This window comes from Dankookia rubra (assembly GCF_004355005.1).
In the GTDB taxonomy this organism is placed as follows: Bacteria; Pseudomonadota; Alphaproteobacteria; order Acetobacterales; family Acetobacteraceae; genus Paracraurococcus; species Paracraurococcus ruber_A.
Genome location: NZ_SMSJ01000111.1, coordinates 1 through 14,868 on the forward strand (window position 1 = coordinate 1; position 14,868 = coordinate 14,868).

The 14,868-nt window shown below is 64.6% G+C and carries 13 protein-coding genes; 3 read left to right on the plus strand and 10 right to left on the minus strand.

Annotation, left to right across the window (positions count from 1 at the left end; genetic code table 11):
• Nucleotides 1-74: 74 nt before the first annotated feature.
• From tnpC to E2C06_RS31935, 10 genes are all read right to left on the minus strand, one after another.
• Nucleotides 75-1,367, minus strand: a complete 1,293-nt coding sequence (tnpC, locus tag E2C06_RS31890) for an IS66 family transposase (RefSeq protein WP_133292610.1) — start codon at nt 1,365-1,367, stop codon at nt 75-77.
• A gap of 162 nt (nt 1,368-1,529) precedes the next feature.
• The gene (locus E2C06_RS31895) at nt 1,530-2,390 is read right to left on the minus strand and encodes an NUDIX hydrolase (protein ID WP_193560528.1); all 861 of its coding nucleotides are present in this window, start codon (nt 2,388-2,390) and stop codon (nt 1,530-1,532) included.
• Nucleotides 2,391-2,482: 92 nt separating this feature from the next.
• Nucleotides 2,483-3,619 carry a nitronate monooxygenase gene (locus E2C06_RS31900; RefSeq protein ID WP_133292611.1) on the minus strand — a complete coding sequence of 379 codons (1,137 nt, stop codon included), beginning with the start codon at nt 3,617-3,619 and terminating at the stop codon, nt 2,483-2,485.
• Between the two features lie 46 nt (nt 3,620-3,665).
• The gene (locus tag E2C06_RS31905) at nt 3,666-5,312 is read right to left on the minus strand and encodes a flavin-containing monooxygenase (protein WP_133292612.1); all 1,647 of its coding nucleotides are present in this window, start codon (nt 5,310-5,312) and stop codon (nt 3,666-3,668) included.
• A gap of 71 nt (nt 5,313-5,383) precedes the next feature.
• Nucleotides 5,384-5,797: a hotdog family protein gene (locus E2C06_RS31910; RefSeq protein ID WP_133292613.1), complete on the minus strand. Its 414-nt coding sequence runs from the start codon at nt 5,795-5,797 to the stop codon at nt 5,384-5,386.
• Nucleotides 5,798-5,807: 10 nt separating this feature from the next.
• Nucleotides 5,808-6,284, minus strand: coding sequence for an FAS1-like dehydratase domain-containing protein (locus E2C06_RS31915; RefSeq protein ID WP_206664784.1), 477 nt, complete (start codon nt 6,282-6,284; stop codon nt 5,808-5,810).
• A 346-nt stretch (nt 6,285-6,630) separates the two neighbouring features.
• On the minus strand, nt 6,631-7,056 hold the full coding sequence (locus E2C06_RS31920) for a Zn-ribbon domain-containing OB-fold protein (RefSeq protein WP_165982794.1): 426 nt from the start codon (nt 7,054-7,056) through the stop codon (nt 6,631-6,633).
• A complete protein-coding gene (locus tag E2C06_RS31925) occupies nt 7,056-8,204 on the minus strand; it encodes a thiolase C-terminal domain-containing protein (protein ID WP_133292615.1) in 1,149 nt (382 codons plus the stop codon). The genes E2C06_RS31920 and E2C06_RS31925 overlap by 1 nt, the downstream gene beginning before the upstream one ends.
• A gap of 34 nt (nt 8,205-8,238) precedes the next feature.
• Nucleotides 8,239-9,336, minus strand: coding sequence for an acyl-CoA dehydrogenase family protein (locus E2C06_RS31930; RefSeq protein ID WP_133292616.1), 1,098 nt, complete (start codon nt 9,334-9,336; stop codon nt 8,239-8,241).
• A gap of 1 nt (nt 9,337) precedes the next feature.
• Nucleotides 9,338-10,555 carry an acyl-CoA dehydrogenase family protein gene (locus tag E2C06_RS31935; RefSeq protein ID WP_133292617.1) on the minus strand — a complete coding sequence of 406 codons (1,218 nt, stop codon included), beginning with the start codon at nt 10,553-10,555 and terminating at the stop codon, nt 9,338-9,340.
• A 700-nt stretch (nt 10,556-11,255) separates the two neighbouring features.
• Here E2C06_RS31935 and E2C06_RS31940 point away from each other — a divergent pair.
• The 3 genes from E2C06_RS31940 to E2C06_RS31950 are packed head-to-tail and all read left to right on the plus strand — an operon-like array spanning nt 11,256 to nt 14,494.
• A complete protein-coding gene (locus tag E2C06_RS31940; RefSeq protein WP_133292618.1) occupies nt 11,256-11,750 on the plus strand; it encodes a MarR family transcriptional regulator in 495 nt (164 codons plus the stop codon).
• The gene (locus tag E2C06_RS31945; protein ID WP_241671570.1) at nt 11,731-12,879 is read left to right on the plus strand and encodes an HlyD family secretion protein; all 1,149 of its coding nucleotides are present in this window, start codon (nt 11,731-11,733) and stop codon (nt 12,877-12,879) included. Before E2C06_RS31940 ends, E2C06_RS31945 begins: the two co-directional genes overlap by 20 nt.
• Nucleotides 12,872-14,494 carry a DHA2 family efflux MFS transporter permease subunit gene (locus tag E2C06_RS31950; protein WP_241671571.1) on the plus strand — a complete coding sequence of 541 codons (1,623 nt, stop codon included), beginning with the start codon at nt 12,872-12,874 and terminating at the stop codon, nt 14,492-14,494. Before E2C06_RS31945 ends, E2C06_RS31950 begins: the two co-directional genes overlap by 8 nt.
• Nucleotides 14,495-14,868: the final 374 nt, after the last annotated feature.

A 14,868-nucleotide genomic window follows, 5' to 3' on the forward strand; every position in this document is an offset into this window, starting at 1 on the left:
TGGTCGACACCGCCCGCCTCGCGCCGAACACCAGCGTCTTTGGCACCATCCTGACGACTGTCACGGCCTGACCGCTACGCCGCAGAAGTCAGAGGGGGTGGGTAATTACCACGCTCCACCAGATTGTTGGTGAAGGGTACCCGTGGGTCGGTAAGGAAGCGGAGCACGTCCTGCTTGCGGGTGCGGAGGCGTAGCAGCAGGTTGTGGCCAACCCGTCGCGCCGGACGGCCACGGTGCTGAGCGGCGACTGCGGCGGCGACCAACGCGGGCTGTGCTGCATGGAATGCCAGACCCTCGGCGAGGATCGCATCGTAACATCGCTCGATGCCGGCGATCAGGGGCGGCTTGAGCGGTACGCCCCGGTCGCGCGCCAGATTGGTGGCGTGGCAGGCGCGGCGCAGCAGGCGTTGCATCCGACGCGCCCAATCCTCCTTCTCGATCTCGACCAAGGCCTTGAGTTCCCGCAGGTGGTGCGCATTGCACAGCGCATGCAGCACGCCTGCCAGCGTGTAGTAAGGCTTCCAATGATCATGCACGATGATGCCAGTGACATTCGCCAGCAGGCTGCCGCGCTTCGGTGAGATGCGGTAGAAGGTGAGCAGGACAGTGGAAGCGATATGCAGCCACTGCGTCTTGCCGCCGATCCGGAAGCCGATCTCATCCAGGTGCTTGAGCGGTGCCGCGGCCACGTGATCGCGCACGGCATCGGTGAAGCCCTGATAGCGCTGGGCAGCCTCTTGGCTGATCCGGGCGATGGTCGCGGTGACCAACGTCACCCCGAAGAGATCCGCCATGGCCTCGGCCAGGCGTTTCTCGGGTAACAACTGGTAGTGCAGCAGATAGAGCACAAAAGCGGCGACCCGCGTGCCGTACTGCACTGGCGCGGTGACCCCGGCCGGAAAATCCGCCCGCGTCTGCCTGCCGCAGGCCGCACATCGGCAGGCGTGCGCCCGGTGTTCGGTGACGGCCAACGGCTGCGGCTCAGGAAGGTCGAACACCTGCCGGGCAACATGGCCAGTTGCCATCGTCGCGGTCAACGCCGTGCCGCACGCCGTGCAGGCCTGCGGGTAGTGGTCGACGGTGGCGTCGGGAGTTTCGGTGCGACGCAGGGTCTTGCCCGAATGGCCGGGCTGCCCACCGCTTGGCTTGCCGGAGGGTGGTCGCAGGTTGCCGACCCGCGGCGGCTTCTTCAGACCATCGCTGGACGGTGACTTGCCGCTGTTGCTGCTGTTCAGCCCGATCTGCCGCTCCAACTCGGCGATCCGCTGCTGCAACGCCGCCATCTCCGCTGCATGACGCGCCTCCAGAGCCAGCACCAGCTCAATCAGGCCATCTTTCGTGAGCTTGTCGAGGGCGGCGCGATCCATCGATTCTTTGAATCGACTACCCCGTCCCGCGTCAAACAAAATCTAGGCCGGCCTCACCGCCACTCGCTCATCGGTCGTGCTTTGCCCTGAGTTGGCCGGGACGCCACTCGCCGTCACCTACCTGGGCAGTAACTTCTATACGTTGTCGGCCTGGCAAGACGGTCATGCGGACCCGCTCGGCGTCAGCGGCGAGCGCTCGCTACCATCAGCATTGCGAATACGCGCGCCCTTGCCGGGAGCGCCCTCGACGAGGAACTCGCCGCCACCGTAGCCCGCTTCGACAGGGATGCAGAGCACGCGGCGTTGCTCCACCATGCGCACCTCCGGCCGGACCGTGACGACGGGCGCGGCGCGCGCCGCCGCCAGCGCTTCGGCAACACTCCGGTGCCGTCCAGCCTTCTCGAGGTTCATCCGGGTCGGGAACAGGATTGTCCGCGCCGTAGCATCGGCATCCTCGCAGGCACTACGCGGCATGATCCAAACGGAGTCGACTGCTTCCTGTCCGTCATGCGCCAGGATGTGGCCGAGCGGCGTGGGCGCTAGGAAGAAGTGCGTGTCAAACCGCTTGGGCATGTGGGATGGGGTGACCCAATGTGCGAAATGTACAAGCTGGTCAAAAGCTGCGACCAAGCCCTCCTTCTCCATCATCTCGGAAAAATCCAGCATCTCCTTCTCGATCGATTGTCGGTAGGCCGCGCCGAGCGCCGCAGCGCGACGGCCGTCCACAAGCGGCCCGCCCCGCTGCGTCCGGGCGAATAACACGCCACATTCCTCAAACGCCTCGCGCGCCGCTGCTGCCATCAGTGCCAGCATGGCGTCGTCGACACCCTCAACGCCGTCCGCGAGCTTGCGCCATCGCGGATCTGAATCACCACCATGCACCGAGCCTCCAGGAAAGACGAGAGCCCCAGAGGCGAACTCGATCTCGTGGTGCCGCACCACCATAAACAGCTCCAGTCCCTCGGACCCGTCGCGGGCCAACATAAGAGTTGCAGCAAGCCGTGGCTTCACTGGCTCAGTCACCTGTAAAACTCCTGTGCGATGGTGCGGCACTGCGGGGTCGGGTGGCGTCTCTATACACCTGGGCGTCGAGGCGGAGGCTGGCCGGTAGTCGACTAATCTGCGAGCGTCGCAGACAGCCGTTCAACAGCCTCGTAAAAGTCCTTCTTAAACTCGTAGACAACCGAACGTGTGGATTGTTCCTCATTCATCAGTCCAACGCACTGGCCGACGAAGTAGGAGGAAATCGCCTTCGCACCTTCATGACCGCCCACGGCGAGCTTATCCACCTTGAGCATCGGAGGGCGGGAGAGCAGGCCCTGCAGTGGCATTGGCAACGGAGCCGGCGCTCCCTCCGCCTGCCAAGCATCGGTCCAGGCGGATTGCAGCTGACGGGTCGGCTTTCCCGTGCGGCTGCGGGAGCGGACGGTGTTGGCCGAGGTAGCCTTCAGCATCTTCTCCTTCACCGTGGGTGTCGTCTCCGCCTCGGTGGTGGTGAGCCAGACCGACCCGCACCAGGCGCCGGCTGCGCCCATCGCCATGCAGGCCGCCATCTGCCGCCCCGTGGCGATACCGCCCGCTGCTAGCACATCGATGTTGACGTGGCCCTCGATGGCCTGCAGCACCTCGGGCACCAGCACGATAGTCGCGATCTCGCCGCAATGGCCTCCCGCCTCGCCGCCCGCCGCAACGAGCACGTCCACTCCGGCCTGGGCGTGCTTGATGGCGTGGCGCGGCGATCCGGTAAGCGCGCCCACCAGGATGCCGCGTTCATGCGCATTGGCGATGATCGAAGCCGGAGGCACGCCGAGCGCATTGACGAACATCTTGATCGGATACTTGAAGGCGATCTGGAGCATCCTTGCCGCGCCGGCCTCGCGCATGATCGACGAATCCCGATCGTTGGGATCGTCGTCCCAGAGGCCGGAGGTGTCGATCTGATGCCGCCGCAGCAGACCTTCCACATACGCCTTGTGCCCCGCCGGAATGCGGGCCCGGAGCTCGGCATCGGTGGTGTCCTCCTCCTTGCCGAGCATCTTCTCGGGAATCAACAGGTCGATGCCGAAGGGCTTGCCGTTGACCCGGTCGGTGATCCACCGCAGCTCGACATCGAGCTTCTCGGGTGTAAGCCCGACGGCGCCAAGCACGCCGAACCCGCCGGCGTTGGTCACTTCCGCCACCACGTCGCGGCAATGCGAGAAGCCGAACAGCGGAAACTCGATCCCGAGCCGTTTGCAAAGTCTCGTATTCATGTCCTCCCCTCCATCTCGGGCGCGGCGCAGCCGGTCACTCCCCGTTTCAGTCCAGCTCGAGCTCTCGATAGCCGCCCGCTGCCACGGCGTCAGCCTTGGCGCGGAACTCCGGGGCGCTACCGCTGTAGCGGGCGATGATCCGGGTCTGCTTGCCCTCGACATTCTGGTTAATGCCGGTCATCCAGCTATCCACCTCGCTCGAGAGCAAGCCCTCGGCGGCCTTCATCACCGACTCCGTCCAGGCATCGACGCCCGCCTGCGTAGGGTTGGCGTAGGTATGGCCGAGCGCGAGCATGTAGGCGAGTAGGTCTGTAATCCAAAGGACGTTGTATTCGATCGAGCGCGGCACGTTGCCAAGCGCGGCGTGCGGCCCGAGCACCATAAACAGGTTTGGGAAGCCCTTGACCAGCATGCCGAAGAACGTCTCGAGTGAGCCGCGCCACTTGTCTTTCAGCTTCTCGCCACCGATGCCGCGGATGTCGATCCGGTCAAGGCTACCGGTCACCGCGTCGAAACCGGTGGCATAGACGATCATGTCAAACTCGATGCTGCTGTCAGCGAGCTCAATACCGGTCCGCGTGATGCGTTTGATCGGATCGTCGAAGATGCTGACCAGCTTAACATTGGGCTGGTTAAACACTTCGTAGTAGCCGGATTCCTGCGGCACACGGCGCGTACCGAAGCCATGATCTTTCGGAACCAGCAGCTCCGCGACCTTCGGATCGCGCACCCGCTCGCGGATCTTGCGGGCGACGAAGCGCGAGACCTCGTCGTTGGCCGCGCGGTCGGTCATCATGTCCTGGAAGCCGCCGACCCACATGGAAAACCCGGGCGTCTGATACTGCTTCTCCCAGAACGCTTCGCGCTCCTCGGGCGTGAGGTCGAAGGTCTTGCGGGTATCCGGCGTGTGAAGGAAGCAAGAAGAGGTGCTGCTACAGATTCGGAACATCTCCGGATACCAGGCACGCAGTTCCTTCATCTCCTTCTTGGAGATAGGGCGGTTGTGCAGTGGCTTGCACCAGTTTGGGCGGCGCTGGAATACGGTAAGAGTCTTCGCTGTCTTGGCGATCTCGGTGATCGCCTGCACACCGCTCGCACCAGTGCCGATCACCGCGACGCGCTTCCCATCGAACGTCACAGCGTGCTTCGGCCAAAGTCCGGTATGATAGGCCTCACCGCCGAAGCTATCGATACCTTCTACCCGCGGGTAAGTGGGCGCCGAGAGTGGGCCGACCGCGGTGACAAGGAACCGGCAGCTGTGTTGTGAGCCATTCTCAAGCGTGATAGTCCAGGACCGCGTTGCCTCTCGCCAGTGCGCCGACTTTACCCGGCTTGAGAAACTGATGCTGCGGCGCAGGTCGAACTTGTCAGCGACGTGGTTGAGATAGCGTTCCGTCTCCGGCTGACCGGCGAAATGCTCGCTCCAGTCCCACTCATCGAGCAACTCCTGGCTGAACGAATAGGCGTAGGAATAGCTCTCGCTGTCGAACCGGGCACCGGGGTAGCGGTTCCAGTACCAAGTGCCGCCGACGCCGGTGCCGGCCTCGAACACACGCACGTTCATGCCGAGCCGGTCGCGCAAGCAGTGCAGCTGGAACAGGCCGGAGATCCCCGCGCCGATGACGATCGCGTCGAAGTTGACGTCTCGGGAAGCCGGCGGGCGGGATCCAGTCTGTGGGTCGGTGGCATTCATGGGATGGTCTCACTGGCTGAAAATCGGAGCGCGGTGAGCCGCAACAACTTGGGTGGCGGCATGCCGTTGGATCAGCGGTTGAGTCGCACTAAGGCACGCCCGGGGACGGTGACCTCCCCGCTCTCCTTGCGCACGAAGAGCGACAACTCAGCCTCCGACGTCTCCGGCCGTATCGCCTCGATCCTGCCGCCCGAAACCAGCGTTTCACCGAGGTAGCCGGTGCGACGGTTCGAGTATTCCAGTTCAACGAGCACGCCGTCCTCGCCGAGCCAGTTCAGCACCGTTTGAGTTAGCCAGTCGCCCTGCAGCGGTCCGTCCACGACAATCGCCGGATGCCTCTCCACCTCTTTGGTGTAGACCTCGTCATAGTGGATGCGGTGCGCATTCCAGATTGCGGCATTGTAGAGGAACAGAGAGACGTTCGTCGGCGTGTGCCGGCGCTTGGGCAAGGCGTCGCCGGTGTTGAGTTCGGAAAGGCGTGGCATAGGGGTCCTCCTATCGGACGATCCGCGTTTGCAGTTCCTCAACCACTGGCTCGCCCGTCTCGGTCCGCACGTCGAGCTTGTAGACGAGAAAGATTAGCGGACCTTGCGAGCCGCTCTTTTCGTAGATCTCGGCAAGCGAACGGGAAGCGATCAGCACGTCACCAGGCCTCACAGCGCGAAAGTAGCGGGTCTTGGTGCCGCCGGCCATTACGCGTTTGAGCGGCAGGTTCGGCAACAACGAGCCCGCCGGGATTCCGTCCGGACCCAAGTCCTCAATTGGCCCAATCTGGCGCAGCGCCCCAAACAAAAACATTGGCGGCGCCTCATCACCGTCCAAAAACTTGCGCTGACGCTGCTCAGTAGCCATTGAGTATTTTCTGATGTCTTGGCGGCTGATCTCGACCCGGATCGGAGGGTCCGAAGCGCCGACCATGGCGCGTGCGGCATCCGGTATCAGCGACATGGCGTCACCTCGTTCGACAGTCATGGTCTTCTCTCCCACGTGGCAGGAGCATCTCCAGCAATGTCTCTGAAGTAGTTACTGGTATCGATCTTCCGGCGCGCGGCGGCCAACGAACGCGTTTTCTCGTCAGCCGCGATATCACACCGTGTCCTGTTCCGCGGCGAGTGCGCAACCCACCAGAACCAAGACTCTCTTGATACGCCATCAACAGCAAGGAGCATCAATGTTATTGAGGTGGCATCCCTTCGCTGCGGGCGAATGCCGAATGCGACTCCCCCGAAGGCAATGGCCATGCCGCACACGAGCGCCCTGCTAGTCCCGTCCGTCCCGTTCACTCCCATAGTGCTGGGTCGAGTTTTGAGCTTGGCCTTCATGCCGGTTCTTCCGGGATCAGGTAGGGCAGTGTTAGGCCTTCCTTCACCGTCTCGAAGGCGACGCGCACAGGCAGGCCGATGCATAGCGTCTTCGCCGGTACTCCGCGGAGCTGCGCGTTCATGCGCACGCCGTCCTCGAGGACCACGGTGGCAAGGATATAGGGCAGATCCTGGCGCACCCCGGGATGGAAGGCATGATGCGTGATGGTCCAGCTGTAAATTGTGCCCCGTCCGCTGGCCTCGACCCATCCGACCTCCATTGAATGGCAGGCGGCGCACATTGGCTGTGGGTAGTGACGGATCTTGCCACAGCCCTGGCATTTCTGCAGCAGCAGCTTGCGCTGGTTCAGCCCCTCCCAGTAGGGGGCACTGTGCGGTGTCGGCTCGGGTACGAGCTTGTTGTAGATTCCAGTCGCGCTCATCATCCCCTCCGCATAATGGCGACGGAGCCGTCACCCATGTCACCGTAGCCTGTCACGAGGCCGATCTCCGCGTCCGCCACCTGGGCCTTCCCGGCCTCCCCACGCAGCTGGCGCACCAGCTCGGCAATGTGGTTCATCCCCACCATATGCGCTTGACTGAGCAGTCCACCGTGGGTGTTGATCGGCAGCTTGCCGCCAAGGCGAATGGCGCCGCTCTCGACGAATGGGCCACCCTCGCCCTTCTTGCAAAAGCCGAGGTCCTCGAGCTGGCACATCACGATGTAGGTGAAGCAGTCGTAAATCTCGGCTACATCAATGTCATCATGCGAGACGCCTGCCATAGCGAAGGCCCGCGGTGCCGCCTTGGCAACCCCGAGGCGCGTCAGGTCCGGGCGCTGAGTGATCACGCTCGGCGAATCCGGGTGACCCTCGGCGACGCCCATTACAACGACAGGAGGCCTCCGGAGGTCGCGCGCGCGGTCCGCGCCGCTGACCACGATGGCGCAAGCGCCGTCGCTCTCCAGGCTGCAGTCGAACAGCCGGAACGGGTCCGAGATCATGCGCGAGGCCTGATGGTCCTCGATCGACATCGGCTTTGTCATCACGGCGTTGCCGTTGAGGATGGCATTGGCCCGGGTCGAGACCGCAATTTCGCCGAGCTGCTGGCTGGTGGTGCCGTAGAGCTCCATATGCCGTCGTGCCATCGGCGCGTAGAGCTGCGCCGGCGCGATTGCACCAAGCGGCATCTCGAACTCACCTACCACCCGGAACTGCGGCATATACTGCACCCGCGTTCCGATTCGTCCCTGCGAAGCGCCGTTGCGCCCGACCGGGATTAGCACATGGTTGCAGATGCCCGAGGCGATCGCCGCGACAGCGCACTGCACCGCGGCCACGCAGCTTGCTCCACCTAGCGGCGTTACTGCCGAAAAGCGCAGGTCAGGTAGGCCGAGGTTGGTGATGAAATCCTCGGCGACGACCCCGCTGGCGTAAGGGATCACGCCGTCGATGTCCGTAGGCTTTAGCCCGGCATCCTCGATCGCTTTCAGTGATGCCTCGAGTTGCAGCGACAGTACGCTGCGCCCTGATTCCTTAGAATAGGCAGTCTCGCCCACCCCGGTGATCGCCCCCTTCTCGCGCAAGGACATATCCATTCTCTCCTGCTTATTCCGCTGTCTCAGCTCAGGCCGCGATCCAGCCCTGCGCCACCGCCGCGTCGTGCCGGCAGCGCTCGGGTCCACCGAGCACTTGCCGGTCGAAGGTGATGCGCTTGAACTGGTAGTGCAGGCCCAGCAGGTCGGTGAATCCCATGCCGCCATGCACCTCGGTCGCCAGCCGGGCGACCTCGCGCCCGACCTCGGCCAAATGTGCTTTGGCATGCGCAGCCACGGCCGAGGCCTCCTCCGGCAGCGCGTCTTGCGCATAAGCGGCATACCAAACCATGGCGCGGCAAGGCTCCAGCATGGTCGCCATGTCGGCGCACATGTACTTTACGCCCTGGAAACTGCCGATTACCCGGCCGAACTGCACCCGCTCATTGGCATAGGCGACGGCGCGGTCCAGCATGTTCCGCGCTGCGCCAAGCGTATCGGCCGCCAGCATCACCCGCCCCGCATCGCACACCCGCCGCGCAGCAGCAAGTGGATCGTTCGAGGATTGGAGCAGCGCGACTGGTGCCACCCCTGCGAGGTCGAGATCCGCTAAAGCGCGAGTACGGTCCACGCTGCGGCGCAGGGTGACAGTAGTCCCTACGCTGCCGGCCTCCAGCAGGGCGGCGCGGCCGTCCGGCAGGTAGGCTAGAAAATGCGTCGCCTCTCCGCCGTCCATCAGCCCATCAAGCGCGCCCGAGAGGCGTCCACCGTCGAGGCGCAGTGCTGCCCGCCCAGTCTGCCCTGCCAGCCCTGCGAAGCCGAGGCTGATCCGTACCTCGCCGGCGGCGATCCGCGGCAGCCATTCGTTCTGCTGACCTGCATCGCCTGCACTGTGGAAAGCCTGCACAGCCATGACCAGCGCCGCGGCAAAGGGCGCCGGCGCAGCGTAGTAGCCGAGCGCCTCCGCCGCCAGCGCCGCGTCCAGCATGCTGAGCCCAGAGCCGCCGTGCTCTTCCGGCACCAACAGTCCGTGCAGGCCAATCCCCCCCAGGCCCCGCCACAGATCCGCGTCGAAGCCAGTGCCTGGCTCAGCTAAACGCCGCAGTGTCTCGAGCGAGAGCCGGTCACTCAGGAAGGCGCGAAGCGAGCGGTCGAATAGTCCCTGATCTTCGGTCAGACCAAACCGCATATCAGTTCCCTCCCGCTGGCACTGCCGCCTTGGGCTCACGCGGCAGGCCAAGACCGCGCTCACCGATGATGTTTTTCTGGATGTTTGAGGACCCGCCGCCAATGATCAGGCCAATGTCGTACATGTAGTCGATCTGCCAGGTGGTCGCGGTATCGTCCTCACCGGTTTCGCCTTGGGGCTCGTAGTGCAGCCCGGCGCTGCCGAGCACGTCGAGAGCTAGCGAGGCTAACCGGTGCCCCAGCATTGTACCGTGATACTTCACGATCAAGCGGCCAAGTCCGGAATCTACGCCCTCCGCTTGTTCGCTAAGGAGGCGCAGATTGTGGTGACGGCCTGCCATCACCTCACCCTGCAACTGCAGCAGGCGATCGCGCCACTCGGCGCGGTCGAGCAACCGCGAGCCGTCTGGCCCCGGCTGCGTCATCATGCGACGGATCGCCTCCAGGCGCTGCTGCAGCTTGTTGGGATCACCAAGCAGCAGCCGTTCGTACTTCAGCGTGATGTTGGCGACATGCCAGCCCTGGCCGCGACTCATTACAATCTGATCAACCGGCACACGCACGTCGGTAAAGAAGGTCTCGTTGAACTCGGCCCTGCCGGTCATGGTGCGCAGGGGGCGAACCTCAATGCCGGGCGTGTTCATCGGCACAAGAAGGTAAGAAAGGCCAGCGTGCTTCGACTGCTCGGGTTCAGTACGACAGAGCAGGAACATCATGTCGGCGTAGTGCGCCGAACTGGTCCAGATCTTCTGACCATTAATGACAAAATGCCCGTCGTCGACAGCCGCCCGAGTCTTCGCCGCCGCTAGATCGGAGCCGGAGCCTGGCTCGGAATAGCCCTGGCACCAGATGATGTCGCCGCGGATGGTCGGGCCGACCCAGCGACGCTTCTGCTCCTCTGTACCGACCTCGAGCAACGTCGGCACCAGCATGCTGATGCCTTGGTTGTGGATGCCTGGCGAGACGCCAGCGCGGCTGAAGGCATCAGCGATGATGGCCTGCTCGATGAGATCCTGCGGCGCGCCGAAACCACCGTACTCGCGCGCGATGCTGCGGGCGAAGTAACCGTGCTCGAGCAGCAGTTTCTGCCATTCCAACACCTTTGCGTCCGGCCGCTTCCGCCCGCCACCAGGGCTCGGCGCCACGCCTCGGTACTTCTCGATGAATGCCAGCACCTCATCGCGCAAAGCGCGGTGCTTCTCCGTAAGTGTCAAATCCATGAATGTTCCTCCCAACCTTCTAAAAGCGGGGGCTAGGGATAGGTCGTCCATCGCCCCGCCTGCCCTGAGGCGAATTGTCGCAGTCTGGGTTGCTTTTCCTCCGTGGCATCTGGTGCTGGCGAAGCGGAAGATGTCGCCCGTGCGGGCCCGCGCCCGGCGAGCGGTTGTTGCAGTGCGCCGCTGGCGACGCATGCGCTGCCGACCAATCGTCCCGTTCTCTCAGCGGCCACGACATCCGGCTACATGATTTCGGTGTCACGTCGGCTCCACGGGCAGGGCGGCAGGAGCATGAGGCTTGTGCGGCAGACTGGTCATGTCCGGCCGCCTCAGTGCGGACCGATGTGAGCGATACGTCACGCCATCGATGCGCGCACGGCAGCATGACCGAATTGTTCTCCTGACGTGCTTTAACTCGATTCTCGCTATTTTGCCTTCTCCGGCAGAACCGCGAGCTTGGAGAAGTCGGCCTCGTCTTCGTGTTTGATCCGGGCGACCTCTGTCTCTGTCGTCATGTCCGGCCTCAGCGCCGCGGCCAACTTCACCCGCAAGCCCGCACGCTACCGGAGGCGAACGAGGTTCCATGGGTTTGCGTGCTCTCATTTGGCCTCGCTTCGGGTGAAGTTTCCAACGTGTCTCAAAGGGTGAAACGCTCAGAAGAAAGTTGCAATCAAATTGTTCGCCTGCTACTTAATAGGGAGCGATGAAAATACAGGCTGACCGTCCAGGTCAACAGGAATATTTCGGTGTGCTCCTCGGGCAGATTGCCCGCCGCTGGCGGCTCCGCCTTGACCGGCGGCTGCAGGCCTTCGGGCTGACAGAGGCTCGCTGGCTCACGTTGCTGCAGCTGGCACGGGGCGGCGGTGGCTTGGTCCAGAAGGAGCTCGCGGCGCGCGTCGGCGTGGAAGGGCCCACGTTGGTCCGCACCCTCGACCGCCTTGAGCAGGAAGGCCTAGTCGTTCGGCACGAAGCGGTTCAGGACAGACGGGCGAAGACCGTGCACCTCACGGACAAAGCCACGCCCACTCTCCGACTGATCGAGGATACCGCCACTGAGGTCCGCGCCGAGCTGCTGGCAGGCGTGGCAGATGCGGAGCTCGATGCCTGCAAGGCGGTGCTGGAGCGCATTGCGGGCAATCTTGCCCCCGATCCGCAGCTGGATGCGACCGGAGCGAAGAATGGACATCGGGCAGCCTAGCGCCGGCGCGACGCGCGCAGCCGGCGAGGCGGGGCCGCGGCTGCGGCCCGCTTTCCGCCGCGCCCTCGCCCGCATGGCGCTCCTCGCGGTGGGTGCGGCGCTGGCGCTCGGCGCGGGCGTCTGGCTCTATCACCGCTTCACCCACGTGCTGGTGGAGGATGCGCGCGTCGCCGCGGACATGGTGGTGCTCAGCAGCCGCGTCCCTGGCTGGATCAGCACCATCACGGTGACGGAGGGCGAGACAGTGGCCCGCGACGCCTTGCTGGTGGTCATCGACGAACGGGTGGCGTCTCTCCAACTGCTCGAGCTCGACGCCCAGCTTGACGCCGCGGCCGCGCGGCGGGCCGAGACCGAAGCACGAATCGTGGTGATTGATCAACAGACTGCGAGCCAGCGTGAGGCTCGGGAAGCCCGGGTCACGGTCGCGGAGGCGGCGCTCGCCGAAGCTGAGGCGCAGCTCGACCTCGCGCGGGCCGAGTTCGCGCGGGCGCGCCGGCTAATGGAAACCGGCGCCGGCACCCAGGCACGGTTCGACCAGACGCGCGCTGCCTTCGATGCCGGCTCGCAAAAGGTGCTGGGCCGCCGCGCCGAGGTGGCGGATGCTCGCGCCGCCCTCGCCGAGGTAGTCGCAGCGCGCGGGCAGCTCACGGTACTTCGACGTCAGCTCGACACCCTCGCCGCTGAGGAGCGCGGGCTGCGGTTGCAGCGCGACCGCGCCGCACTCGACCTAAAAGACCGTACCATCGTTATGCCTTTCGATGGTGTGGTAGATCGAACTTTCGTGGACGCGCGCGAGTACGTCACGCCCGGCCAGCGCCTGCTGATGGTGCATGATCCCGCCGCGGTGCGCGTGGACGCCAACGTGAAGGAGACGGACATCCGCTACTTCCGTCCCGGCGCCAGAGTGAGCATCGCCGTGGATGCCTATCCCGGGCTTGTGATGGAGGGCGTGGTTGAGCGGGTCGGCCAAGCCGCGACAAGCGAGTTCGCCCTGTTACCGAACCCGAACCCAAGCGGCAACTTCACGAAGATCGCCCAGCGATTGCCGGTGCGCATCCGGGTACCGCAGAGCGAGGGACGGCTGAGCCCGGGCATGATGGTAGAGGTGGAGGCCCGCACCCGTGAGTGATGCGCCCGCCCTCCCCGCCCCCCTGCAAGAGATGTTCGCGCGCTGGGGACCGAACTACCGCTGGTACGTCACGGTCACGGCCATGATGGGCACCATCAGCACGGTGCTCAGCTCCACCATCGTGAACGTGGCCCTGCCGGACATGATGGGCGCCTTCGGCATGGGCCAGGACAAGGCGCAGCTGATCTCCACCGGCTTCCTGGCGGCGATGACTGGGACCATGCTGCTGAACGCCTGGCTGCTCGACAGCTTCGGCCAGCGCGCCACCTTCTCCGTCACGCTGCTGCTGTTCATTGCCGCCTCGATCATGGGCGGCCTCGCCCCGGCCGAGCCGGTGCTGGTGTTGGCGCGCGTGCTGCAGGGCGCGGCCGCCGGGATCCTACAGCCGCTTGCCATGGTGGTGATCTTCCAAGTATTCCCGCCGGCGCAGCGCGGCTCGGCTATGGGCATCTACGGCATTGGCGTTGTGCTCGCACCCGCGCTCGGCCCGACCATCGGCGGCCTTATGGTGGACAACCTGAGCTGGCGCTACGTGTTCTTCCTCGTGGTGCCCTTCTGCGCTGCTGGCGTCGTCCTCGCCACCCTGTTCATGCCGGGCCGGACGGCCACCGGCCCGCGCCGGCCCTTTGACTGGATCGGCTTCGGACTGATGCTGGCCTTCCTTTTCACCCTACTGACCGCGCTCTCCAACGGCCAGCGCTACGGCTGGCTGTCGCACTTCGTGCTCACCGACCTAACCTTGGCCGCTCTGACAGGCGTCGGCTTTCTGTGGTGGGAGGTGCGGACCGAAGCGCCGATGCTAAATCTCGCGCTCTTTCGCATCCCGAGCTTTGCCGGCGCCTCGCTCGTTGCGGTCGTGTTCGGCGCCGGCATCTACGGCTCAACCTACCTCGTCCCGCTCTTCGTACAGACCATCCAGGGCTACACCCCGACACGCTCCGGCCTTGTGCTCATGCCAGCCGGGCTCCTGCTAACACTGGTCTTTCCCATCGCCGGCCGTCTGACCGACCGGCTGCCGGCCCACGCCATGATCGCGGTCGGACTCGCAGTCTTCGCATATTCCGCCTGGCTCATGGCCAGCCTGGACACCAACACGCCGTTCTGGACCCTGGCCATCTGGATCATGCTGGGCCGCGTCGGCCTCGCCCTCATCATGCCGAGCCTGAACGCAGGCGCGCTCAGGGCGCTGCCGACGCCCCTGCTCGGCCAGGGATCGGGAGCAGTGAACTTCGTCCGGCAGCTCGGCGGGGCGCTGGGGACGAACCTTCTTGCCGTAGTGGTCGAGCGGCGGACGCAGCTCTACGCAAACACCTTCGCAATCTCGCAGGACACCTCCAATCCCGCCACCGTTGACCTGCTACGCCAAGTGCTTGGATACACCCTGGCTGAGGGAGGCTTGGCAGAGGGTGGGATCGCCCCCGGATTCGGGCCAGAAAGTATCGGCATGGCAGAGGGACCGCGGCTCGCCTACGCGCTCGACTATCTTGGCCGCATGCTGGCGGCGCAGGCAGGCATGATGGGCTATCGCGATGGCTTCCTGCTGACCGCGTTGGGCTTCATGCTGGCCATCCCGCCCACCTTCCTCATGCGGCGCCGGGCCGCAGCAGCCGCATGAGGCCCCTGGCACGCTACATAGGGGTCAAGAGCATACAGCTCTGTGGAGCTTGGATCGGTTGGGGTAGGATCCTGGCTCACGGGGGAGGCGGGTAGTGGTGACAACTGGTGTACGTCAGCGGCGGCCGGCCATTCCGAGCATCGACGACCCGCGCGTCGTCACCTATGCAGGCTTCGACCAGGCATAGCCGCCGCAATCAGCCATACGCTTATACGGATTGCCGTATTGCCGTCTAGGCAAGGCCTTTACAGCACGTCATTATTGGTAGCTGCTCAACCCGGGGCGAGGATGGACTGGCCTTGGAGCGTGGCACGAATAGCCTGATAGGCGTCGGTGCTGCGCCGCGTCGCGGTGCCGATGACAGAGCGCACCGC

Coding starts and splice junctions, on each gene's coding strand:
- E2C06_RS31900 (WP_133292611.1), bottom strand. CDS start 3,619: ATGAATACGAGACTTTGCAAACGGCTCGGGATCGAGTTTCCGCTGTTC.
- E2C06_RS31945 (WP_241671570.1), top strand. CDS start 11,731: ATGGACATCGGGCAGCCTAGCGCCGGCGCGACGCGCGCAGCCGGCGAG.
- E2C06_RS31915 (WP_206664784.1), bottom strand. CDS start 6,284: ATGACTGTCGAACGAGGTGACGCCATGTCGCTGATACCGGATGCCGCA.
- E2C06_RS31910 (WP_133292613.1), bottom strand. CDS start 5,797: ATGCCACGCCTTTCCGAACTCAACACCGGCGACGCCTTGCCCAAGCGC.
- E2C06_RS31940 (WP_133292618.1), top strand. CDS start 11,256: ATGAAAATACAGGCTGACCGTCCAGGTCAACAGGAATATTTCGGTGTG.
- E2C06_RS31935 (WP_133292617.1), bottom strand. CDS start 10,555: ATGGATTTGACACTTACGGAGAAGCACCGCGCTTTGCGCGATGAGGTG.
- E2C06_RS31925 (WP_133292615.1), bottom strand. CDS start 8,204: ATGTCCTTGCGCGAGAAGGGGGCGATCACCGGGGTGGGCGAGACTGCC.
- tnpC (WP_133292610.1), bottom strand. CDS start 1,367: ATGGATCGCGCCGCCCTCGACAAGCTCACGAAAGATGGCCTGATTGAG.
- E2C06_RS31905 (WP_133292612.1), bottom strand. CDS start 5,312: ATGAATGCCACCGACCCACAGACTGGATCCCGCCCGCCGGCTTCCCGA.
- E2C06_RS31930 (WP_133292616.1), bottom strand. CDS start 9,336: ATGCGGTTTGGTCTGACCGAAGATCAGGGACTATTCGACCGCTCGCTT.
- E2C06_RS31920 (WP_165982794.1), bottom strand. CDS start 7,056: ATGAGCGCGACTGGAATCTACAACAAGCTCGTACCCGAGCCGACACCG.